The sequence below is a fragment of the Hydrogenobaculum sp. 3684 genome (genome assembly GCF_000213785.1).
Classification (GTDB): Bacteria; Aquificota; Aquificia; order Aquificales; family Aquificaceae; genus Hydrogenobaculum.
The window spans coordinates 952,318-974,072 of the sequence record NC_015557.1 but is presented as its reverse complement, the minus strand read 5'-3'; the positions used below and the strand labels follow the sequence as shown (position 1 = coordinate 974,072).

Below are 21,755 nucleotides of genomic sequence, written 5' to 3'. Positions count from 1 at the left end.
TATGAAAAAGAAGCTATTACTAGCTCTATCAGTTTTTGGTATGGCTATGATACCCCTTCATAGCGCCGATGCTATCTTATTAAAGGCAAATGACAACGAGTTTGCAAACGTAGGTCTTAAACTTGCCATCTGGGCTCAAAACAATGGCAAAGTTACCACCAACGACCAAAATAGCACCAACTTCTCGGTGGAAAACGCAGGGCTTTATTTTTCAGGCCAAATAAACCCAATAGTCCAATTTGGCTCAAACATTGATTTTGCAGACAACAACACCTTATCTCCAGATGGTTCTGCAAGAGCTCATGGTGGTATGGGTTATACTCTTGTAAAAGATGCTTTTATAAACTTTAAGTTTATGCCACAAGCTCAAGTTATGGCTGGTCTTTTCTTAGATCCATGGTCAAGGGTAGGCCTTGGTGATTTGTACTCTTTCATAGTACCCCTTGAGAACTTTAACCCAGGTATATCTGAGATAAACGTTGATGGTGGTAATCTTTTACAAGCAAACTCTGCTGTAAACTCAAATTACACTTGTAAGAATAGTGTTTGTAAGTTTAAACCTTTCATAAACCCACTTGTTCCATTTACGCTTGGTTCTGATGTGGGTAACTCTTTTCGGGATGCTGGTATAGCCCTTTGGGGTGATATAGGTAAAGATGCCATGATAAAGTACTATCTCATGGCTGGAAACGGCAGATACGATTATGAAGCAGGTCAAAACGGTAACAGCAATCTAAAATATGGTTTTAGGATAGAGTTTACACCTACGATGCTTGGATACAAAGGTACACCTGGTTATGTAGATGAAGATACGTTCCTTGGTAAACAAAACACATTGACATTTGGTTTTGCCTATCAACAACAAGAGATAGAATGTGGAACAGACGCTCTCACCGGCAAAGCATTTTGTCCTCCAGCATTTGGTGGCTATAATGGTTCTTCCACCACAGCAAGAGCATATACATTTGACGTATTGTGGGAACAAAAGTTTGGGGATTTTGTGCCAAACTTCCAAGCTGCATGGCTTGACCAAAAGGATTTGGGATATGCAGAAGACAAGAACGGTAATGTAGCTCAACCAGAAGCCAAAGGGTATTATCTACAAACACAGCTTTTATACGATAGATATGTAGGTTTAGGTAAACCAGCACTCGTGCTAAGATATGAACAAGATGAAAACGAAAATTACTATGCCAACCCCACCGGTAGTGGTTTTGTAGATGCTAAAGTATCTATGACAGATATATTCTTTAACTACTATATAGATGGTGAAAATGCAAACATATCTTTGGGTGCTCAAATAGTAAATCCAGATGGTGCTTTAAAGGCTGCTACCGCAAATGGCAATAATCAACTCAAAGACTTCACAGACTACACACTTGCTTTAAGAACCGTATTTTAAGTTTTTAATCCCCGCCACCTGATAGAGTGGGTGGGGGGATTTTATGCTTTTCATAGCTTTGTCCTTTGGCGGGTCTAAAAGCCCGCTTTGTTTTATAAATTATGTTTGTTTACAAGTATCAGAACTTTAACCTATACATATATATGAAAAACGATAAGATTTTTTATATAAAACCTTTTATATCCGATGAAAAAGAGCATATACCAAAGGATATAAAAGATATATTTGATATATACTTCATAGAAAAAAAAGATATAGAAAATAAAGATATAGAAAATAAAGATATCTTTTATATACCAGATAGATACAAAGATATTTATATGTATCTTAAAAACCACATAACCTTTGGAAACGTTGTAAGCTACAAAGAGCTTGGTGCTAAGCTAAACCTTCATCAAAGGACTATAGCCACCGCTATGAAATCAAACCCTCTTCCTATCTTTATACCTTGTCATAGGGTAGTGTTTAGCGGCTTTTATAAAGATAAAAATTATATAGGTGGTTATAACGCCGGTGTGGATGTAAAAGTGTTTTTGTTAAAGCACGAAAGCGTATTGTAAATATATTTTATATCTTCTAAAGAAAGTTCTTCTACTCTTTTTAGAGCGTATTTATCTTCGATATTTAATTTATGTTTTAGCATCTTTCTTCTGTTGGAAAATATCTTTTTTAAAAAATCCATATAATTTTGTTTTTCAAAAGAAGGAGTATCTTCTTTTTTATCAAAAACCAAAACACAAGAGGTAACCTTTGGCACAGGCTCAAAGAACCTCCCTGGCACACTAAAAGCGTAATGTATATCAAAGTAAGTGTTGGCATATGCCCAAAGCCAAGATTTGTCTTTGGAATCTGTTATAAGTCTTTCTCCCACTTCTTTTTGAAGCATGAAAACCATCTTTGAGATATGCTTTTCTTGATTTATCATATTTATAAGTATGCTTGCATACATGTTGTAAGGGAGGTTTCCTATTACCTTGAGATTTTTATAGTTTGATAGATCTACCAAAGAAGCGTCTTCGTTTAAAAGCGTAGCATTTTCATACTTCTTTTCTAAAAGCCCAAAAATATCTTTATCAAGTTCTACCAGTATAAGCTCTTTTTTTGGCTTTTGATATAAAAACTCTGTCAATGCCCCAAGCCCAGGGCCTATTTCTATGACTGTATCATCTTCTTTTGTGTCTAAAAGCTCTACTATGGAGTGTGCTATATTTTTTGATTTTAAGAAGTTTTGACCGAATGTTTTTTTAGGTTTTAACATCAAAGATTTGGCATAGATACTTAAACGGTTCTTCAAAGAGTTGGTATTCTTGATGTTTTTGATATTTTACGATGATTTCAAGGGATTTTTTTATGAGCTCATAAGGTTTGAAGTCTTTAGAAAGCAAGTTTATAGATTGAAAGCCGTTTATTGTGTGTATCACATCTTCTGTGATACCTTCCATCACCATGTCAAACTTGTTTTCTTGGTAAAACATGCTCCTTTGCATGTTGTTTTGTAGGCTTTTAGCTAAAGCTATTATTTTTAACCATGTTTTTAAGGTGTTTTCCCAGTGGTCTTTTGGTAGGTTTTGAAGTTCTATGGTTATATAGCTTATAAGGTATTTTGCCACATAATCAGCAGCTGTTCTTTCGCTTACAAAATCATTGGACTGATAAAGATCTTCACTTTTAATAAGGTTTGTTAAATCTTTCTTCACTGTTTTTGCTCTTATCCTTTATAAGGAAGCGGTGCATAAAGCACCGCCACTAATTTAGTTAACCTAATTTCTTTAGCTCTTTAGAAGGTCTCCAAACGGCGGTAGTTCTGGCTGGTATTTTTATCTCTTGGCCAGTTTTTGGGTTTCTGCCGGTTCTGGCTTTTCTGGTGCTAACTGTAAAAGTACCAAAGCCTGGTATTGTGGTTCTTTCTTTTTTCTTTAGGCTTTCTGCCAATGCAGAAAATACAGCATTAACACATTTTTCAGCCTTTGCCTTTGTTATGTCAGCTTGCTGAGCCACATAACTAACTAATTCTGTTTTTGTCATGGTAAACCTCCTTTACGTGTTTTCAAATTACTATTATATCACTAAAGATACGTATGTCAAGATATATGTAAGAAGAAAATAAAATATTTTTTATAAAAGATAATTATATTGTTATATCCATACTAGCGTTTAGCCATTTAGAGGAGTGTATGATAGCCCCAGAGGATATATAATCAGGTCTTGTTTTGGCGTACTCGTCTATATTGTCTTTGTTTATTTCACCTGATAGCTCTATCTTTATAGAAGATCTTTTCCTTATAAGCTCTATGACTTTTTTGGCATCTTCTACGCCAAAATTATCAAGCAGTATCATATCTATATCTAAGTTGAGAGCTTCTTCAAGTTGCTCAAAGTTGCTTACCTCCACTTCTACTTTGTAAGCCATAGATAAATTTTTTCTTATCTGTTGTACCGCTTTTGATATGCTACCGTATAGGTTTATATGGTTATCTTTTATGAGCACCATATCGTAAAGGGCAAACCTATGGTTAGTGCCAGCTCCTGTCCTAACGGCGTATTTTTCAAAAAACCTATACCCTGGTGTGGTTTTTCTGGTATCAAGAAGCTTAACTTCATAATCTTTTATCTTATCAAGCATAAACTTTGTTTCTGTAGCAATACCAGATAAAGACTGTATAAGGTTTAAAGCCACCCTTTCACCCATAAGAAGGGCTTTTGCGTTTCCTTGAAGCTCCATTATGATATCTTTTTTATTTACTAAATCCCCGTCTTTGGCTTTTAACGTGATATCTTTAACTCCTAAAAGCTCAAAAACCCTTTTTGCAAAAAATAAACCACTTACAACCCCAGATTCTTTTACTTTTATAAAACCTTTGGCATTTAAATTATCAGGTAGGCCTGAGGAGGTTATATCCTCCCAGCCTATATCTTCTTCTAAAAAGCTTTTTAGAGCTTCATCTATTTTAAGCCAATTCATCAAAAGGTTTTAAGATTTTGCGTAGCTGTGAAGCCCTGGGAAGTATAAGTTTATAGCAAAAAAGCATATCAATATCGCTATAAAACCTATCACTACCATCCAAGCTACTTTAGGACCCTTCCAACCCATCATATAACGAGCGTGTAAGTAAGCCCCGAAGAAAAGAAGCACTATCAAAGCCCAAACTTCTTTTGGATCCCAAGACCAATATCCACCCCAAGCCTCATCAGCCCAAGCAGCCCCAAGTATGATAGAAGCTGTCCATATGGGAAATACAATAGCTACAGATTTATAAGCTATTTCATCTAAAACATCTTCTGGCGGTAATTTTGCTTTTACATGGTTAGGTGCATAATATTTTATAAGATAAAACACAGCTGCCGCAAAAGCCACTGTAAAACCTGCATAACCTAAAAATGCCGTTAAAACGTGTATATAAAGCCAATAGCTTCTTAAAGACGGCATAAGAGGTTCTATGTTTGGATCGGCTTTTAGCATGGCAAAAAGGTATATACCGCTTATGAAAAAGCTTACTACGCTACCCATTAACTTGTAGCCGTACTTTTGCTCTATGTAAAGATAAACAACGCCCACTATAAAAGACCAAAAGGTGAGAGCTTCAAAAAGGTCTGTCCAAGGAGGGTGAAAAAGCCCCATCTTGTAGCTATCAAGCATCCTTGCTATCATGGCAGATAGATTAAGCATCACCGCTAAGCTCAAACTTCCAGTAGATAGCTTAGAAAATAAATTGTTTCTTAAAATAACAAAAGCAAAATAAACAAAAAACGATATGGCGTATCCAAAAAAAGCAAGTTTGTAAAGAAGAAGGTTGTTAAGCCCAGATAAGCCCAATATCAAAGATATGCCAACGCCCGCTAAAGCATACCATACGTAAGAGGGTATATGAAAACTCTTTGAAGATTCAAGTTTAAGTTCTCTCATAAAAGCTCCTTAAATGTAGGATAAGCTTATTTTAAAGCTTTTCTGTGAAGTTTTCATGATTTTCTAAAAAGTATCTTACATCTTCTATAATCCAATCTGGAGTTGATGCACCTGCACTTATGCCTATGGTTTCTGCACCTTCTAACCAGCTTGGGTCAATCTCGTCTTTTGTCTCTATGTGATAAGACCGTGGGTTCAAAGATTTGCTTATTTCAAAAAGCCTTTTGGTATTACCGCTGTTTTTACCACCTATTATTATCATCACATCCACCGTAGGGGCAAGCTCATATATATCTGATTGTCTCTCTTCTGTGGCGTTGCAAATGGTGTTTATTACCTTTAATTCTTTTACATTTTTTAAAAGCTTTAAAACTACATTTTCAAAAAATATTTCATTTTGGGTAGTTTGAGCTACTATTCCCACTTTATCTTCTTTTATATCTTCCAAATCTTCAAGAGAATCTATAACCTTGTATCGTCCTTTTGCTTCTTCTAAATATCCTACTGTTCCTTGAACTTCTGGATGGTCTTTCTCTCCTACTATTACTACGAAGTAACCTTCTTTTGCAAGCGATACAACAGCCTCATGAACAGCCTTAACGTAAGGGCAAGTGGCGTCTACAACCTTAGCAAACGTGTTTCTTAAAAGCCTTTCTTTTTCTGGAGATATACCGTGAGAGCGTACTATCACTGTAGCATCTTTATCTATGTTTGTATCGGTGGCGGTTTTTATACCCATGTTGGAAAGTCTGTTTACTTCTTGAGGATTGTGTATTAGAGGTCCAAGTGTGTAAACTCTATTATGCTCTTTGGCAGCTCTTTCTGCAAGCGTTATGGCTCTTTTAACCCCATAACAAAATCCTGCGTTTTTAGCAATCAAAACTTTTGGCATAACATAATGGTATTTAAAAATGTTACTATTACAATGAAATTACTCATTATAAATTATATCATATTTAAAATATAATCTTGTAAATGTAGTGTTTACTTATTGCTCTTGAGTGTGTTTGTGTTGCTTGGACATATAAAAAACATTAAAATATTTGCATGGAAACTAAGAAATTTTATAAACCTCTACAAGCATTAAGCCATCCTTTGGACATAGTGAAAAATTTCACACCTAACTGGTTTACACTTACGATGGGTACAGGTATAGTGGCCATAGACCTTCACAACTCCCCCTATCACTTTCCTTATATGATACCTATCACTAAGTTTATATGGGAGCTAAACATAGTATTTTTTGTTGTGATTTCGCTTCTTTTTATAGCAAGATGGATATTCTTTTTTGAAGGTGCTAAAAAAATGCTTCATCACCCAGTCCAATCTATGTTTATAGGTGCTATACCTATGGGCTTTGCCACCATAGTAAATGGTTTTATACTATTTGATGGCAATACTTATGCCCATTTGGCTTACTATCTTTGGTGGATAGACGCATTACTAGCTATAATAAGCGGATTTTTAGTGCCATTTTATATGTTTACATCCCATGAACACAGTTTGGACAAGATGACAGCCGTATGGCTTTTACCAATTGTTCCATCGGAGGTTACAGCTGCTTCTGGTGGTATTGTAGCTTCTCATGTTCCCCAAATATATGGTCAATATATTGTTTATACAAGCTATATACTATGGTCTTTGTCTGTGCCTCTTGCTATGAGTATACTGGTTATTTTGTTTTTTAGATTGGCAGTACATGGCTTGCCACCAAAAGATATGGCAGTTTCCATATGGCTTACTCTTGGTCCTATAGGGACCGGAGCTTTGGCAATGTTTTTGCTAGGTCAGGCATCTTCTGGTATTTTTTACGGTACTGAGTTCGAGCTTTTTTCAAGGCTTTTCTTTAGAGTAGGTTTTATGATAGGTATGCTTTTGTGGGCTTATGGGTTATGGTGGTTTGTGATGGCTATTATGACTACCTTAAAGTATCTAAAAGAAGGATTGCCCTTCAACATGGGATGGTGGGGATTTACGTTCCCATTGGGTGTGTTTACAGCAGCTACTATTCAAATATGGATTTTCACAGGTTATATATTTGTTAAAATACTGTCTGGTATAGAGATACTTATGCTCACCGTTTTTTATACGATAGTTATGATAAGGACTCTTCAGGGCGTATGGCATGGTTCACTCTTTAGAGCCCCTTGTCTTTCCACTGAGACTGGCCTACCTATAGATAAAGAAAATATGTTAAATCCAAAAATCTAATTTATGGTATAATATTGGCTTAAAACGATTTTTGGAGGTCAAAAGCCATGAATATTCAAGAGTTAGAAAAGCTCTATACCCCTAAGAAAGAGTATCCAAAGTTTAAAGTAGGTGATACCATAAGGGTAAATTACAAAATAAAAGAAGGTGATAAAGAAAGGATACAGGGCTTTGAAGGTATAGTCATAAGGATAAAAAATAAGGGCCTAAATAAGATGTTTACAGTGAGAAAAGAATCTTACGGAGTAGGTATAGAAAGAACATTCCCATACTATAGCCCCAACATAGACAGCATACAGCTAGTAAAATACGGTAAGGTGAGAAGGGCAAAGCTATACTTCTTAAGACAGCTAAAGGGTAAAACTGCAGCGCGTAAGATAAAAGAGATTAAATCATGGGAAAAAGAGGCTCACGACAAGCTCAAACAAGAAGCCAAATCCAAGAAATCCTAATATACGAACATCAATTTTTGAAAAGAGGCTTAACGTTGGCTTGTGTAGATGAAGCTGGTAGAGGTGCTTTGGCCGGCCCTTTAGTGGTGGGTGCACTGCTCGTTGATAATATAGATATATTCTATAAAGAAGAATTCACTTTTATAAAAGGTGATTCGAAGAAGTTAAGAGAAGAAGATAGGTTTTGGGCTTTTGATATCATAAAAAAATATTTTAAATACAGCGTAGGCATAGCCACCCATCAAGAGATAGACGATTTTGGTATTACAAAAGCCACAAAACTAGCTATAAAAAGAGCACTTGAGGCTTTGAAAGGTTTTGACATAGTTTTGTCAGATTTTATAAATTTAGAAGATTATGATTCTTTGGCTATTGTAAAAGGTGATGAGAAGAGTTTTGGTATAAGGCTTGCGTCTTTGGTGGCAAAAGCCACCCGTGATAAAATGATGATAGATTACGCTTCTTCTTTTAGACCTTTTAGTTTTGATAAGCACAAAGGATACGGTACAAAAGAGCATATACAAGAGATAAAGGATTTTGGACTTTCTTATATACATAGAAGAAGTTTTTGTTATAATATTTAGTTTAAGGAGGTTTTTATGAGAGTAAAAGGTCGCTCTTCCAAAAAGTTTAGGAAGAAAGTTTTAAAATTAGCAAAGGGATATAGAGGTCAAAAAAGTAGAGTTTATAGAAAAGCCAAGGAAGCTGTTATAAGAGCACTGAAATATCAATACAGGGATAGACGTCAGCGCAAAAGACAGTTTAGAGCGCTTTGGATAGCTCGTATAAACGCCGCTTGTAGAGCCAACGGCATGACCTACAGCAAGTTTATAAACGGTCTTAAAAAAGCTGGTATAAACCTAAATAGAAAATCTCTATCCCAAATAGCAATCCTTGACCCTCAGGCTTTTAAAGAGCTTATAGAAAAAGCAAAACAGCATGTTGCTTGATAAAGATGCTATACTAAGGGAGCTAAACGAAGAGTTAGCTTCCGTTTCTTCTTTACAAGACTTAGAAAAATTAAAAAGCAAGTACTTAGGTAAAACAGGTATTGTAAAAGAGCTTGCAAAGGCTATAAAAGATATTCCACCAGAAGAGAGAAAAACCTATGGAAGTCTTTTAAACGAGCTAAAAGAAACTGTAGAAGAGCTATTCTCTCAAAAGTTTTTATATTTTAAAAGCTTAGAAGAAAGAAAAAACTTATCAAAAGAATTTGTGGACCCTACGCTTCCTCCTACAAACCAAATAGGTAGTCTTCATCCTATAACGCTTACCCTAGATAGAATACTTTCTATACTAAAGTCCATGGGGTTTTTAGAACAGCAAGGGCCAGAGCTTGAAAAAGAAGAATACAACTTTGATATGCTAAGTATACCAAAATATCACCCATCTAGAGATATGCAAGATACTTTTTATGTAAATAAAGAAGGCTATGTCTTGAGAACTCATACTTCTCCGATACAGATAAGAACTATGCTTTCTAACAAGCCACCTATATATATAACAGCACCCGGTAAAGTTTATAGAAAAGATGACGATCCTACTCATTCGCCAATGTTTTTTCAAGTGGAAGGTCTGGCGGTGGATAAGCATATAAATTTAAGACACCTAAAGTATGTTTTAGATACTTTTTTGCAGTTATTTTTTAATAAAAGCCTAAAAACCAGATATAGAAGTTCTTATTTTCCCTTTACAGAACCATCTTTTGAAGTAGATATCCAATGCGTGATATGTGAAGGAAGTGGTTGTAGGGTTTGTAAACAAACTGGTTGGCTTGAGGTAATGGGATGCGGTATGGTGCATCCAAACGTCTTAAGAAACTGCAATATAGATCCATCTTTATACACAGGTTTTGCTTTCGGAATGGGTGTAGAACGACTTGCAATGCTTTATTATGGTATAGACAATATAAAACTCTTTTACGAAAACGATATAAGGTTTTTGTCTCAGTTTGAACAGTAGTTTTTGGCTTTTCATGATAAAATAAATGTATGAAGTTAAAAAGAACGGCGCTTTTATCTTTGGGAGCGTTCATAGGTTTTACGCTTTTTTATATAGGTTTAAACCAGTGGCAACATGAAAAAGAATCCACAGGCAAGATAAATATAATTACAGCCTCTTCCACACCCAATCAAAATATATCTTCTGTGGCATCAAATCCTCAAACTCAAACACCTCAAATGCCTTCTGCAAACAATCAACAACCTCAAAATCAATCTGTGCAAACCCCTCAAAACCAAGCTATTTCTCAGCCTAGCTCTCCCACTCCCAGCCCATCAGCTAAACCCCCTCAAACATCAACACCAAAACCATCTACTAAGCCCCAAAAATTAATCCAAAAACCAAAACCAAATGCTCCAAAAACTATTACACAGATAATAAGAAATAGTCAAAAAAAGGAAAATAGCGGTAATATTTTATTCCAAATTGGAGCTTTCAAATCCCCAACTGCTTTGCAAAGGGCTATATCAAAGGCAAGAGCTTTAGGCTTCGAACCGATGGTAAAACAAGAAAAAGGTTTTTATATAGTAAGAGTTATGCTAACAAATTCAAATGAAGGTATAAAGCTTTTAACAGCGTTTCCTGGTGCTTTTAGAGTCCATTGAATCTTCTTTTTATCACAAGTTTAATGATATTTGCAAGTTGGATAGTCCAAGGTATATCTGGCTTTGGCGGCGGAGTTTTTATGGTTACACTTTTAAGTCTTGTGATGAATATAAAATCCGCTGTGCTTACGTTTTCTTTTATTCAAGCTTTAGGACCTTTTAGTATTCTTTTGGTTAGTAAAAGCTATAAACCAAATATAAAGATGATATTTTACCTGATAAGTGGTTCTTTTGTTGGTATATTTTTGGGTGCCCATATTTTAAAAATCATAAGTGTTCCTTATATGGAGATCTTCAGTGGGTTGTTTTTTATGAGTATAGGAATGTTTGATGGTTTAGCCATATTTAAAAATGAGCTTTTAAACTTAACTTCAAAAATAGAGACAAAACATGGATTTTTGGTGGGAGTTGTGTCTGGGGTGTTTTCTGGTATAGTAGGGATAGGAGGGCCGCCGGCGGCTATATATTTGAGAAATATAGTAAAAGAGTTTGATGAGTATAGATATCTCATATCTATTTACTTTGTTTTGCTAGTAGGTATTAGGCTTTTTATATACTATATGCTTCATGCTTTTTCAAATGTAAGATACGACTATATACTGTACTGGGGGATTGCATCTGTGGCGGGGCTCTGGACAGGTAGATTTATAAGTAGATTTATAAACAAACGCTATCTTAACTTGAGTGTGCCGTTTTTAACAATAATATGCGGTATAATTTTGATAACAAAAGGTGTAAAGAGTTTTTAAAAATTTTAATAATTTATGCCTAATGTTATTGTTTTAAGAATTTAATATGATATAATATTTGTATGAACAAGAAATCTTCTTTGGAGCTCCAATGGTTAGAAGAATTGTCCAAGTTGGACAGCTTTGTCATCAAAACCCCAGTCCATAAACAGGAGTTTTGGACCGAGTGGCAGGAAAAATATTCCAAAGCAAGAATGGGACGTATAGCTTCTATGAGGATGTTGAGAAAAAAGGGGTTAGATGGTGATCAAATAAGGAATATAAGAGACACTATCAACTTTTACGACAGCGTCCTTGAATATTTAAATGAATTTAAGAACATAGCTCTAAACGTAAGGGGTTTTTTCTTTACCACAGATACATTTGAAATAGATGACGAAGATATAGACTTAGACTTTTAAGTGGATATTCCTATATTCTTAGTGGGTTTCATGTGTAGTGGTAAAACATCTGTAGGCAATATATTATCTTCTAGATTAAACTTTACCTTTATAGATGTAGATAATGAGATAGAAAACCGCCTTAATATGACTATAGAAGAGATTTTTAGCGAGAAAGGAGAATCTTTTTTTAGAGATTTTGAGATAAAGACATTAAAAGATGTTTCGAAGCCAAAAAGTGTAATATCTACAGGTGGTGGTCTTGGGGCCAACAAAGAGGCTATGGAGTTTATGAAGCAAAAAGGTTTTGTAGTTTTCTTGGATGTGCCTTTTGAAGAATTTTACAACCGTTGCAAAGATTTACCAAATAGACCACTGCTTAGAAAATCTTTAGAGGAGCTTAGAAGCTTGCATAATAGAAGATACGACGTTTACAGTATGGCACATCAACGTTTTGATGCTACCAAAAGCCCAGAAACCATAGCAGAGGATATAATAAAACACTATGAGCAATTTAAAAGAGATATCAGAGCTTGTTAAGTTTGAACATACGATATTTGCTCTTCCTTTTGGTATAAGTGCGTTTTTGTTGCTTGCCCATGGTTTTGACCTATGGAAGTTTACACTTATCATAATAGCTATGGTGCTTGTAAGAACGAATGCCATGACTATGAATAGATTATCAGATATTGATCTTGATAAACTTAACCCTCGCACCAAAAACTGGCCCCATGCCAAGGGTACTGTTTCGGAGTTTGAACTAAAACTTATTATTTTCATCACCTCTTATCTATTTTTAATAGTAAGCCTTATGCTAAATAAACTTGCTTTTTTGCTTTCTCCTATAGTGCTTTTATCTATTTATATATATCCAAAAGCCAAAAGGTTTACCTACATGCCACACATTTTTCTTGGTTTGGTTTATTTTCTCATACCAATAGGAGTAGATGTTGCTCTAAATAGCCACGTATCAGAAGAAGCTATAATGCTTGGTCTTGCAATGGGATTTTGGGTGAGCGGGTTTGATATGCTTTATGCTCTTCAAGATTACGAGTTTGATTTAGAGCATGGTGTAAAATCAATAGCTGTTTGGCTTGGGAAAGATAAGGCTATATATACGGCAAGGGTGTTTCATGTCATAACGTTTTTATGCCTTTTGTGGCTTCATTTTATAGATAGTAGGCTTGGAGCTCTTTATCTAATTGGTCTTGTTGGAATAGCTGGGTTTTTGGTCTATGAACACAAGCTCATAAAACCAAACGATCTATCAAAGTTAAACAAGGCATTTTTTACTGTAAACGGTTATATAAGCATCGTTTTTATGCTTTTAATAATGTTATCTTTATGGATTTCATAAAAGCTGAGATACTAAAAGTTGCAAAACTAAGTTTTAAAGAGGGTTTGGTGAATGCTTTTGCTGGGAACATAAGCTATTCGTATAAAAACTATATGTATATAACTAAAAGAGGCTCTTTTTTTGGAGATCTAACGGAAAAAGATATAATAAAAATAGATCTAAAAAAAGATAAAATATCAGAAAAAGCTTCTTCTGAAGCCTCAGTTCACAAAGCCATATATCTAAACACAGGTAAAAAAGCTATACTCCATACCCATCCAAAGTATACTGTCCTTGCATCGTTTTTATACGATAAGATTGTACCGATAGACTCCGAAGGAAAGCTTATATTTGGGCAAGTCAAGGTGTTGGATGTAGATCCACCATCTGCATCAAAAGCTTTAGAAGAAGCCCTTTCTTTTGCATTAAAAGAATACAATATAGCGATAGTAAAAACCCATGGTGTTTTTGCCGCTTCAAGAAATCTTATGGAAGCTTACGCTTATACCGGGGCTTTGGAGCATTCTTGTTTTATGCTTTTAAAAGCCAAAAACATGATAAAATGAATCAATATGGATGATATAAGTAGATTTTTAGATGTGGCAAAAAATGCAAGCCTAATAGGTGGGGAAGTATTAAAAGAGCATTTTGGTAGTGTTCAAGTATCAGATATAGAGGAAAAAGCTGAAAAAGATGTTGTTAGTTTTGTGGATAAAACCTCTGAGGCTAAGATAGTAGAGTATATAAACTCAGTGTTTAAAGACCATCAGATAGTTGGTGAAGAAGGATCCTCTATAAACAATAGTCCTTACAAGTGGTATATAGATCCTCTTGATGGTACAAAAAATTATCTTATGGGTTTTCCCATATTTGCATGTTCAGTAGGGCTTGCTTATGAAGATGAGCCTATAGCTGGAGCTGTTTATTTGCCTTACTTTGATAAACTTTACTTTGCAGCAAAAGGTTTGGGGGCTTTTAAGAACGGAAAACCTATAAAAGTTAGCAATAGACATATACTAAAGCATTGCAACGTATGTTATGGATTTCCTTCTCGCTCTAAAAGAGATCTAAACAGCTATCTTCAAGCTTCAAAAGAGCTTTTTATAGAAGTGGCTTCTATGAGGCGTCCTGGTGCTGCGGCGGTTGATATATGCTTTTTGGCAGAGGGTATATTTGATGGGCTTATGGAGTTTGAGCTTCATCCATGGGACATATCGGGGGCTTTGATAGTGCTTTTAGAAGCAGGTGGGACTTACTCTTTAACCAACGGCCTCAAAAGTTCTACAGATATAGTGGCTTCTAACGGTTTAATACACGATTGGATGCTAAGTGTTGTGCAAAAAAACGTGGGGGTTAGCTATGAAGTATCTTGTAAGCGTTGATTTTTCAGATATCACAAACTTGGTGGTAAGAAGTGCAAAAGTCTTTGCTACAAAACTAAATGCAGAGTTAGAGCTTCTTCATGTTATAGCTCCTTTTACATATTTACCATACCCAGAAGGTCTTTCTATAGATATAGTGGATATGGATATTATCAAAAAAGCCGAAGAAAACGCAAAAAATTTGGCTTTGGAAAAACTAAGCGCCTTAGCAGAGTATTTAGATCCAGTGAAAACCACTTACAAAGTACTAATAGATACTCCTTTTTCTGAGGTTATCTCTAAAGAAGCCGAAGATAACCACATGGACGGTATATTTTTGGGTGGGCATAGCAAAAACCTTATTGAAAAAATATTGGTGGGAAGCACTACGGAAGATTTAGTAAAAAACGCTAAAGTAAGCACTATTGTGATAAAAGCCAAAGAGATAGAAAAACTTGAGCATATTCTTATAGCTTATGATTTTACAAGCATTTGCGATAAGATGTTAGATTTTGTATTTGATACTTTTAAAAGCCTAAAACCAAAGATTACACTACTACACGTTGATAAAGGTATAAATATTCAGATATCTCCAGAGGTATCCCAAACATTAGAGCAAAGTATAAACGATGTAAAACTAAAAAAACTAAACGATATAAAAAATAAATTTTCTGAATTTTACAGCTTTTCATACGAGATAATAAACGATAACGATATAGCTAAAACGTTGGAAGAGTTTGCCAACAAAGTGAACCCAGATATTGTATTTGTAGCTTCAAAAAGACCTAAGCTTTTAGAAAGGATATTTGGTGGTGTGGAAACTATAAGAATATTAAGACAAAGCACTTATCCTTTGTACATATTTAAAGCAGAGGGTTAATATGTTTAGAAAAGTTTTGTTATCACTTTTGTTCGCAAGTTCTTTAGGCTTGGCAAATCCGTATTTTGACTATGCAATGTGTCATTATTATATAGATAACCCTCAAAAAGCTTATCCTTATTGTGCAAAAGCCCTTAAGGAATTTCCAACCCCAAGCGTGTTTGAAGATGTTATAAGCATGTATGTAAGAGCCCATTATTTAGAAGGCGCTATTTACGTTGCAAAGCTTTACAAAGATAAGTATCCAAATCTAAAAGAACCTTATATAGATCTATACACCCTTTATACTATGGCTGAAGACCATGGAAATGCAAAAAAGATATTGCAAGAAGCACTAAGTAAGTTTCCCCAAGACGATTTCTTTGCTCTAAATCTTATAACTACTTATATACACGATGGAGAGATTGAAAAAGCCGAAGATATTCTAAATAGGTTTTTGGCTTTTAAAAACGAAAACGAGAAAGAGATATTTTACTATATTAGAGCGCGTATAGAACTTGCACAGCAGAAAAAAGAAAAGGCAATAGAAGATCTTAAAAAGGCTATAGAGTTAAAACCAAACTTTGATGAGGCCGTAGATACTTTGGCAAGTATATACGATCAAGAAGGCAAATATCAAGATGAGGAAAAACTTTATGAGGATATACTAAAAAAAGACCCGTCTAACATAAGTGCATTGGAGCGATTAGGTAACCTATTTTTCAAATTAGGCCTTAGCTACAAAGCTTCGGATATATACAAAAAACTTGCGGAACTAAATAAGAATAATCCAAACTATCAGTATCAGTATGCATTATCTTTGCTCCAAAGCATGAGATACGAGAAGGCTCTATCGGTTTTAGCCCCTTTGTATAAGAAGCATCCAAACAATAAACCCATTGCTTACCTTTACGGACTAGCATTGGAAGCTGCTCATAAACCGGTGAAAGCCCTTGAAGTATATAAAAAGCTTCTTCAAATAGACAAGAAAAAGCCAAAGCTATACGAAAGAATAGCGAGTATTTTGATAGACGAAGGTAAGTACAACGAGGCTATACTTTATATAGAAAAGGGCTTAAAACTCAATCCCTTGAGCTCAAAACTTTACATATTTAAAGCTATAATAGCGGCTAGCCATCGTCATTACATAAGGGCAAAAGTATACGCCGATCAATCTATAAAGCTAAATCCTCATGATTATAGAAGCTATTTCATAAGAGCTATGATTGAAGATAAGCTCCATCAAATAGACAACGAAATAAAGGATTTAAAAAAAGTAGTTGAGTTAAAACCAGATGATGCAGATATGCTAAACTACTTAGGCTATACTATGCTTATCTACAATAAAGATATAAAGGAAGCGATGAAGTATGTGAAAAAAGCCGTAGAACTTTCTCCTAAAAACCCATCTTATCTCGATAGCTTAGCTTATGGATACTTTCTTTTGCATGATTATCAAAAGGCTTTAAAATACGAAGAAGAGGCTTACAAGCTAAATCCAAAAGATTCCGTGATTATACAACATCTTGGTATGATAAAACTTATGCTGGGACAACCAAAAGAAGCCAAAAAGTTGTTGCTAAAAGCCCTACACATAGTAAACAAAAAAGGAGAAGAAGAACCAGGTCAAAAGAAAAAGATTTTAGAATTTTTAAAAGAGATAAAATAATGTTATGAGGATAGAGGACTTAACAAGCTTTATAAAAGGTGGTGGGGCTAAAGAGAAAGTTCTCAAAACGATAAAAGAAGATGTGCCTTCTTTTGAAGATACGTTAAAATCAGAAAACTCTCAAGAAACCAAATCAAAGTTTATTCCCTTTACAAAAGATGGTTTTATGTCAGACAACTCCTCTTTAATAGAAATGTTTAAATTTTTTGATATGGTTAGTGCCAATCAAGACCCTCCTATTGCCGATAAAGATCCTCCCACAGACAATGAAAATTATAACAGCTTAACAAATCTCATCACAGATAACACAAAAGAAGCCATAGGATATAGCTTTGATAGTTTGCCAAAAGACCTTAGAAGTCAAATAGAGCAAGCGGTGGATAGAGCTTCTTCCAAATACCATATTCCCAAAGAACTTATATACGCTATCATAGATCAAGAATCTTCTTTTAATCCTTACTCTGTAAATCACAACAAAGATGGTACTACAGATAGGGGGCTAATGCAGGTGAACTACGATCACAATATAGATATAATGAAAGAGCTAAATATAGAAGATAAAAACCAACTGTTTGATATAGATACCAACATAGAGGCTGGTACTGCTATACTGGCTAGAGATTTTCAGAAGTATGGAAATTGGCCAACTGCTATAAAAGCTTACAACGGTATAAACGCGGATAACTGGAGCTATGTCAAATCTGTGTTGTCAAAAATTAAGAAATATCAAAACATTACATAAAAATTGTTAAAGCCATAGCGGGTAAAACCCGCTTTAAAGTTAAATTTTACTATTGACTTGGACAGATCTCTCTGGTTTCTGTTTTTACAAGTTGTCCATTTTGATAGTATTTTGTGGTTACAGTTTGACAGCCGTTTGGAGCTTGGCCTTGTGGTATAGCTTGGATTGTTTGATTGCCATTTGAATATTGGACTGGCTGATTTTGTGTAGCTGCTTGTTGAGCAGCTTCGTTTGCTATCTGACCTAAGGTTCCACCAAGTATGGCGCCCATAACACCACCTATAACTCCACCGCGCCATCTGTTGCTATTGTCTAACATCGTACCAGCAGTGGCACCTAAGATACCGCCAACGGCTGCTCCTTGCTGGCCAGCTGGAGATAAACTATATTGGCCAGTTTGTGCACAGGAAAAAAGCACAGCCGATAGACCGACAAGTATGCCACAATTTACTATACTAGCTATTCTTACAAATCTATTCATCTTTTCCTCCTTTATATAATAATATAATATGTTTAAAGCGTTTTTTTATGATGCCGCGGGTAAACCGCGGCATACTTGTTTAGCGTGGCAGACTTGTAATAATTTACTTTTGTTCCATCTTTTTCATGGGTTTATGCCACATGTGTTTATGCCACATTTTTTTATGTGGTCTGCAGGCTCTTAGCTCTTTCCAGTTTTGAGCTTTTTCTACACAAGCTTTGTGTTTTGCTAAGAAGTCCATTCTCTTGTCAATCATATGAAGAATACGAGCCTTCACATGCTCAAATTTTTCCTGAGATTTGGTCTCCTTGGAAGCTGTTGGTTGTGCCAACACAACTCCAGACAAAATGGCAACTCCTAATACTGCCTTTGATAGCTTTTTCATATCAATACCTCCTTAAGGTTGATGTTATAAATATAAAACCAAAATGATGAATTTTTGATGAAAATGTTGACTACTTAATCATATGTATAACTCTTGATTATTTTTTGATGAAAATTAGTTTATAATAAAACTATGGAAGATATAAAGGCTATTGTAAAAAATGTCATAAAAGAAGGGTTTGAGTTTGAGATATATGTAAGTCAATCTAACAAAGTAAAGATTGACATTGAGGATAAGGCTATAGATAGAGTTGAAGCCTCAAAAGAACAAGGTTTGGGTATAAGGGTTATAAAAGATGGGAAAGTTGGATTTTCTTATACTACAAAGCTTACAAAAAAAGATATAGAAGATTGTACGAAAATAGCAATGGATATAGCTATATCTCAAGAGAAAGAGGATGTTTTCGAGCTTTTAAAAGAACAAAAAGAAAATAAAAACCAAATAGAGCTCTTTGATAAAGAAGGTCTGTCTAAGGATAGACAAACAAAGATAAATAAACTCTTAGAGACAGAAGATAAGATAAAGGCTTACGATCCTCGTATAGCTTTGGTTAGAGACTTATCTTACACAGAATCCACATATTCTTATCTTATGGAAAACTCCTACGGAGTAAAAATAGAAGAAACGTTGAGCGGTTTCTTTGTGATGGGATGTGCTATAGCAAAAGATGGTGAAGATACATCTTCTGGATGCTCTTATATAGCTAGTAGATTTTATGAGGATTTGGATTTTGATTTACTTTCAAAGGAAATAGCTATAAATACGGTAAATCTTCTTAATCCTAAAAGCTTTGAAACAAAATCATTACCGGTAGTTTTCTCACCAGATAGCATGGTGTCTTTGCTAAGGGCATTTTCCAGTGTATTTTTAGGAGACTCTCTTATAAAAAATAAAACTATGCTAAAAGACAAACTACAAGAGCAAATAGCCAGCGAAGAGGTAACTATAATAGATGATGGTACCATAAATAGAGCTTTGGGAAGTTCTCGCTTTGATGCTGATGGAAATCCAACCCAAAAAAATATAGTGGTGGAAAACGGTGTTTTTAAGATGTTTTTACACAACATATACACAGCTAAAAAATCCAATCAAGAGTCTACTGCCAACAGCGTAAGAGCAGGTTATAGGTCTGTACCACAAACTGGAATTCACAACTTTTACTTGGTACCTAAAAACAATTCTTTAGAAACACTTCTTGGTGCTTATGAAGAGTGTGTATATATCACAGAGCTTATGGGTCTTCATATGGCAGACCCTATTTCTGGAAACTTTTCTTTGGGTGCTTCTGGTATTGTTTATAAAAATGCAAAACCTATGTATGCCATAAGAGCGGTAACTGTAGCCTCAAACTTTTTGGAGCTTTTAAAGAAAATAAAACTCATAGGAAATGATTTTAGATTTTTTGGACACGTGGGATCTCCTTCGGTGTTGGTGGAAAATATTACAATAGGTGGAGTATAATATGAACCTCTTTACATCGCTTTTTGCCATGTTTTGCGCAATATTTTTTATAGTGGGTAGTTTTTACATAGCCTCAGATTATTATTATTATACAAAAGAAGAGCATATATCAAAAGATATGGCAATGGCTTTATACAGCATAAAATCAAATTCAAATCAAATAGTGTTACCTTATGGTGAAGATATGGTGGTGGTTGTGAGGACTCCAAACGGTGTTATAAAATCCACAAACCTTATAAACCATCCCATAGACCAAAATCTATTTCATGGGACTACCCAGAAGATAGGAAACGATACAGTAATAGTAGGTATCAAGATAACCAGTTTTGGCGATATTATGACAGAGCTTTTTAAGACGCCTATAGCCGTTGGTATGTTTTTGATAGGGCTTGCAATAGCAACATGGATAGTATGGAGTCTTAGGAAAACTTTTGTGGATTATCTTGATGAAGAGCTGATAGAAAGGCTGAAAGCTTTAAGGCTTACCATCGCCACAGCAAAGATAATACCCCAAGAGAGCTCGGAAGAAGCAAAGCGTATAATAGACATAATACTAAGTTATGCAAAAGAACGCTCTAAGGAGAGCAAATCATGAAGATTTTGGTATCTTCTTTTGATAGGCTTTTAATAGAAAAGTTACAACATCTTCTTTCGGGAGAGAACGTTATTTTTGTGAAAAACGGCGAGGAAGCTATAAGAAATGCACCAAAAGACATAGATATAATAATTTACGATGCGGTATCTGGCCTTGTGTCTGAGAACGATTTGAACTCTTTATTTGAAAAAGCCTATAGAAACTCAAAGTATATTGTCCTGATGGATGATCTTTTTCCCATAGACCCAGACAACCTAAAAATACCTGGTAAGATCATTATATCAAGGGATAGAGAGCTACCTGTTTTACCAGAGCTTGTAAAGAAATACAAAGAGCTAATTACATCAAATAAAAATGTTTCAATAGATAAATCTGTAAACGAATATTCTTTAAAAACTCAAGGAAATTATGAATATGATAAGGAATCTCATACAGGTGTTGAAATATCTGTAATATCAAAAGACAAAGAGCTCCTAGACAACATAAAAAGTGCTTTAGAAAATATAGCATATATAAAAATATTTTCACCAGAACAAATAAATAAAGATGAGATACTTAATTCAGATATTATAATATACGATACCACAGAAGGCGTATCGGCGGCAAGAGAGCTTATAAACATGTATCAAAATGCAAATATTCCTGTTATCATCGTGTTAGACGATATGTTTCCTATAGATATAAGCCGTATACCTATTGTCAAGAAGGTGGGTATCGTAAAAACAGAAATAAAAAGTTCTTTAAAAACAATAGTCTTAAAGCTTATATCAGAATATAATATTAGTTCAAGAAAAGCTAAGAAAGGATTAGATAAGATATCGGAGGTTTTAGCTATGGATTCTTCAAAAAGCCATTTAAAAGATATTATAGTAGATGTACTAAAAGAAGAGATAAGAAACTCTGTAAGAGAGTCTTTATCTGGTATAGATTTTAAAGAGCTTGCAAAGAACGCTATACAATCTCAGATAGCCACTGAGGATATAAAATCGCTTATGTTAAACAGTGTCAACGAAATAGTGAATAACATGAGAAATGAAATTATGAATATAGCCACAAAAGAAATAGAAACAGCTATAAAAGAAGAAGATATAAAAGCTATAATAAGAGAGATCACTACTACAATATTAAAAGAGCGAATAGATAGCTTGTTGGCATAAAAAGT

Annotated in this window: 28 protein-coding genes; 20 read left to right on the top strand and 8 right to left on the bottom strand. The window is 34.8% G+C overall.

Translation table 11 applies throughout. From position 1 onward, the window contains the following. Position 1 precedes the first annotated feature (1 nt). Together HYD3684_RS05260 and HYD3684_RS05255 are read left to right on the top strand one after the other, a co-directional pair. Positions 2-1,402 carry a short chain amide porin gene (locus HYD3684_RS05260; RefSeq protein ID WP_015419640.1) on the top strand — a complete coding sequence of 467 codons (1,401 nt, stop codon included), beginning with the start codon at positions 2-4 and terminating at the stop codon, positions 1,400-1,402. A gap of 101 nt (positions 1,403-1,503) precedes the next feature. Next, on the top strand, positions 1,504-1,962 hold the full coding sequence (locus tag HYD3684_RS05255) for an MGMT family protein (RefSeq protein WP_237698582.1): 459 nt from the start codon (positions 1,504-1,506) through the stop codon (positions 1,960-1,962). Here the strand turns inward: HYD3684_RS05255 and rsmA are convergent. The 6 genes from rsmA to ispH form a co-directional block, all read right to left on the bottom strand. Beyond that, entirely contained in the window at positions 1,905-2,696 is a 792-nt protein-coding gene (gene rsmA / locus HYD3684_RS05250) for a 16S rRNA (adenine(1518)-N(6)/adenine(1519)-N(6))-dimethyltransferase RsmA (protein WP_237698581.1), read from the bottom strand. The two genes, HYD3684_RS05255 and rsmA, sit on opposite strands and share 58 nt — an antisense overlap. Beyond that, positions 2,647-3,099, bottom strand: a complete 453-nt coding sequence (locus HYD3684_RS05245) for a hypothetical protein (protein WP_015419637.1) — start codon at positions 3,097-3,099, stop codon at positions 2,647-2,649. Before HYD3684_RS05245 ends, rsmA begins: the two co-directional genes overlap by 50 nt. Before the next feature lie 58 nt (positions 3,100-3,157). Continuing rightward, positions 3,158-3,427, bottom strand: a complete 270-nt coding sequence (locus tag HYD3684_RS05240; protein WP_012514093.1) for an HU family DNA-binding protein — start codon at positions 3,425-3,427, stop codon at positions 3,158-3,160. 103 nt (positions 3,428-3,530) lie between these two features. Beyond that, complete coding sequence (nadC, locus tag HYD3684_RS05235) at positions 3,531-4,364, bottom strand: carboxylating nicotinate-nucleotide diphosphorylase (protein ID WP_015419636.1); 834 nt, start codon at positions 4,362-4,364, stop codon at positions 3,531-3,533. A 9-nt stretch (positions 4,365-4,373) separates the two neighbouring features. Next, on the bottom strand, positions 4,374-5,306 hold the full coding sequence (ccsB, locus tag HYD3684_RS05230; protein WP_015419635.1) for a c-type cytochrome biogenesis protein CcsB: 933 nt from the start codon (positions 5,304-5,306) through the stop codon (positions 4,374-4,376). A gap of 31 nt (positions 5,307-5,337) precedes the next feature. Next, positions 5,338-6,198, bottom strand: coding sequence for a 4-hydroxy-3-methylbut-2-enyl diphosphate reductase (gene ispH / locus HYD3684_RS05225; RefSeq protein WP_015419634.1), 861 nt, complete (start codon positions 6,196-6,198; stop codon positions 5,338-5,340). A gap of 155 nt (positions 6,199-6,353) precedes the next feature. Between ispH and HYD3684_RS05220 the strand changes: the two genes are divergently transcribed. The 15 genes from HYD3684_RS05220 (at position 6,354) to HYD3684_RS05150 (ending at position 17,671) form a co-directional block, all read left to right on the top strand. After that, a complete protein-coding gene (locus HYD3684_RS05220) occupies positions 6,354-7,517 on the top strand; it encodes a TDT family transporter (protein ID WP_015419633.1) in 1,164 nt (387 codons plus the stop codon). Positions 7,518-7,564: 47 nt separating this feature from the next. Beyond that, positions 7,565-7,969: a 50S ribosomal protein L19 gene (rplS, locus tag HYD3684_RS05215; protein WP_015419632.1), complete on the top strand. Its 405-nt coding sequence runs from the start codon at positions 7,565-7,567 to the stop codon at positions 7,967-7,969. Further along, positions 7,912-8,553: a ribonuclease HII gene (locus HYD3684_RS05210; RefSeq protein WP_015419631.1), complete on the top strand. Its 642-nt coding sequence runs from the start codon at positions 7,912-7,914 to the stop codon at positions 8,551-8,553. Before rplS ends, HYD3684_RS05210 begins: the two co-directional genes overlap by 58 nt. 15 nt (positions 8,554-8,568) lie before the next feature. Then, positions 8,569-8,919: a 50S ribosomal protein L20 gene (gene rplT / locus HYD3684_RS05205; protein ID WP_015419630.1), complete on the top strand. Its 351-nt coding sequence runs from the start codon at positions 8,569-8,571 to the stop codon at positions 8,917-8,919. Continuing rightward, positions 8,909-9,931, top strand: coding sequence for a phenylalanine--tRNA ligase subunit alpha (gene pheS / locus HYD3684_RS05200; protein WP_015419629.1), 1,023 nt, complete (start codon positions 8,909-8,911; stop codon positions 9,929-9,931). Before rplT ends, pheS begins: the two co-directional genes overlap by 11 nt. A gap of 29 nt (positions 9,932-9,960) precedes the next feature. Continuing rightward, positions 9,961-10,575: an SPOR domain-containing protein gene (locus HYD3684_RS05195; RefSeq protein ID WP_015419628.1), complete on the top strand. Its 615-nt coding sequence runs from the start codon at positions 9,961-9,963 to the stop codon at positions 10,573-10,575. Positions 10,576-10,598: 23 nt separating this feature from the next. Beyond that, a complete protein-coding gene (locus HYD3684_RS05190; RefSeq protein WP_015419627.1) occupies positions 10,599-11,324 on the top strand; it encodes a sulfite exporter TauE/SafE family protein in 726 nt (241 codons plus the stop codon). Between the two features lie 62 nt (positions 11,325-11,386). Beyond that, a complete protein-coding gene (locus HYD3684_RS05185; RefSeq protein ID WP_015419626.1) occupies positions 11,387-11,725 on the top strand; it encodes a hypothetical protein in 339 nt (112 codons plus the stop codon). Next, entirely contained in the window at positions 11,726-12,244 is a 519-nt protein-coding gene (locus HYD3684_RS05180) for a shikimate kinase (RefSeq protein ID WP_015471362.1), read from the top strand. It begins immediately after the preceding gene. Beyond that, positions 12,210-13,061 carry a 4-hydroxybenzoate octaprenyltransferase gene (locus HYD3684_RS05175; RefSeq protein WP_015419624.1) on the top strand — a complete coding sequence of 284 codons (852 nt, stop codon included), beginning with the start codon at positions 12,210-12,212 and terminating at the stop codon, positions 13,059-13,061. Before HYD3684_RS05180 ends, HYD3684_RS05175 begins: the two co-directional genes overlap by 35 nt. After that, complete coding sequence (locus tag HYD3684_RS05170; RefSeq protein WP_015419623.1) at positions 13,049-13,606, top strand: class II aldolase/adducin family protein; 558 nt, start codon at positions 13,049-13,051, stop codon at positions 13,604-13,606. The genes HYD3684_RS05175 and HYD3684_RS05170 overlap by 13 nt, the downstream gene beginning before the upstream one ends. Positions 13,607-13,612: 6 nt before the next feature. After that, complete coding sequence (locus HYD3684_RS05165; RefSeq protein WP_015419622.1) at positions 13,613-14,422, top strand: inositol monophosphatase family protein; 810 nt, start codon at positions 13,613-13,615, stop codon at positions 14,420-14,422. Beyond that, positions 14,400-15,281, top strand: coding sequence for a universal stress protein (locus HYD3684_RS05160; protein ID WP_015419621.1), 882 nt, complete (start codon positions 14,400-14,402; stop codon positions 15,279-15,281). Before HYD3684_RS05165 ends, HYD3684_RS05160 begins: the two co-directional genes overlap by 23 nt. A 1-nt stretch (position 15,282) precedes the next feature. Continuing rightward, complete coding sequence (locus HYD3684_RS05155) at positions 15,283-16,929, top strand: tetratricopeptide repeat protein (RefSeq protein WP_015419620.1); 1,647 nt, start codon at positions 15,283-15,285, stop codon at positions 16,927-16,929. A 4-nt stretch (positions 16,930-16,933) separates the two neighbouring features. Then, entirely contained in the window at positions 16,934-17,671 is a 738-nt protein-coding gene (locus tag HYD3684_RS05150; protein ID WP_015419619.1) for a lytic transglycosylase domain-containing protein, read from the top strand. Between the two features lie 49 nt (positions 17,672-17,720). Here HYD3684_RS05150 and HYD3684_RS05145 read toward each other — a convergent pair whose 3' ends face one another. Beyond that, on the bottom strand, positions 17,721-18,152 hold the full coding sequence (locus tag HYD3684_RS05145) for a glycine zipper 2TM domain-containing protein (RefSeq protein ID WP_015419618.1): 432 nt from the start codon (positions 18,150-18,152) through the stop codon (positions 17,721-17,723). A 103-nt stretch (positions 18,153-18,255) separates the two neighbouring features. Then, positions 18,256-18,537 (bottom strand): hypothetical protein, encoded by a 282-nt coding sequence (locus HYD3684_RS05140; protein ID WP_015419617.1) that lies wholly within the window; start codon positions 18,535-18,537, stop codon positions 18,256-18,258. A gap of 132 nt (positions 18,538-18,669) precedes the next feature. Here HYD3684_RS05140 and HYD3684_RS05135 point away from each other — a divergent pair, with 132 nt between their 5' ends. From HYD3684_RS05135 to HYD3684_RS05125, 3 genes are read left to right on the top strand one after another with little or no spacing between them, the layout of a single operon-like run. Next, the gene (locus HYD3684_RS05135; protein WP_015419616.1) at positions 18,670-19,998 is read left to right on the top strand and encodes a TldD/PmbA family protein; all 1,329 of its coding nucleotides are present in this window, start codon (positions 18,670-18,672) and stop codon (positions 19,996-19,998) included. A gap of 1 nt (position 19,999) precedes the next feature. Then, entirely contained in the window at positions 20,000-20,593 is a 594-nt protein-coding gene (locus HYD3684_RS05130; protein WP_015419615.1) for a hypothetical protein, read from the top strand. Then, on the top strand, positions 20,590-21,750 hold the full coding sequence (locus HYD3684_RS05125) for a hypothetical protein (protein WP_015419614.1): 1,161 nt from the start codon (positions 20,590-20,592) through the stop codon (positions 21,748-21,750). Before HYD3684_RS05130 ends, HYD3684_RS05125 begins: the two co-directional genes overlap by 4 nt. Positions 21,751-21,755 lie beyond the last annotated feature (5 nt).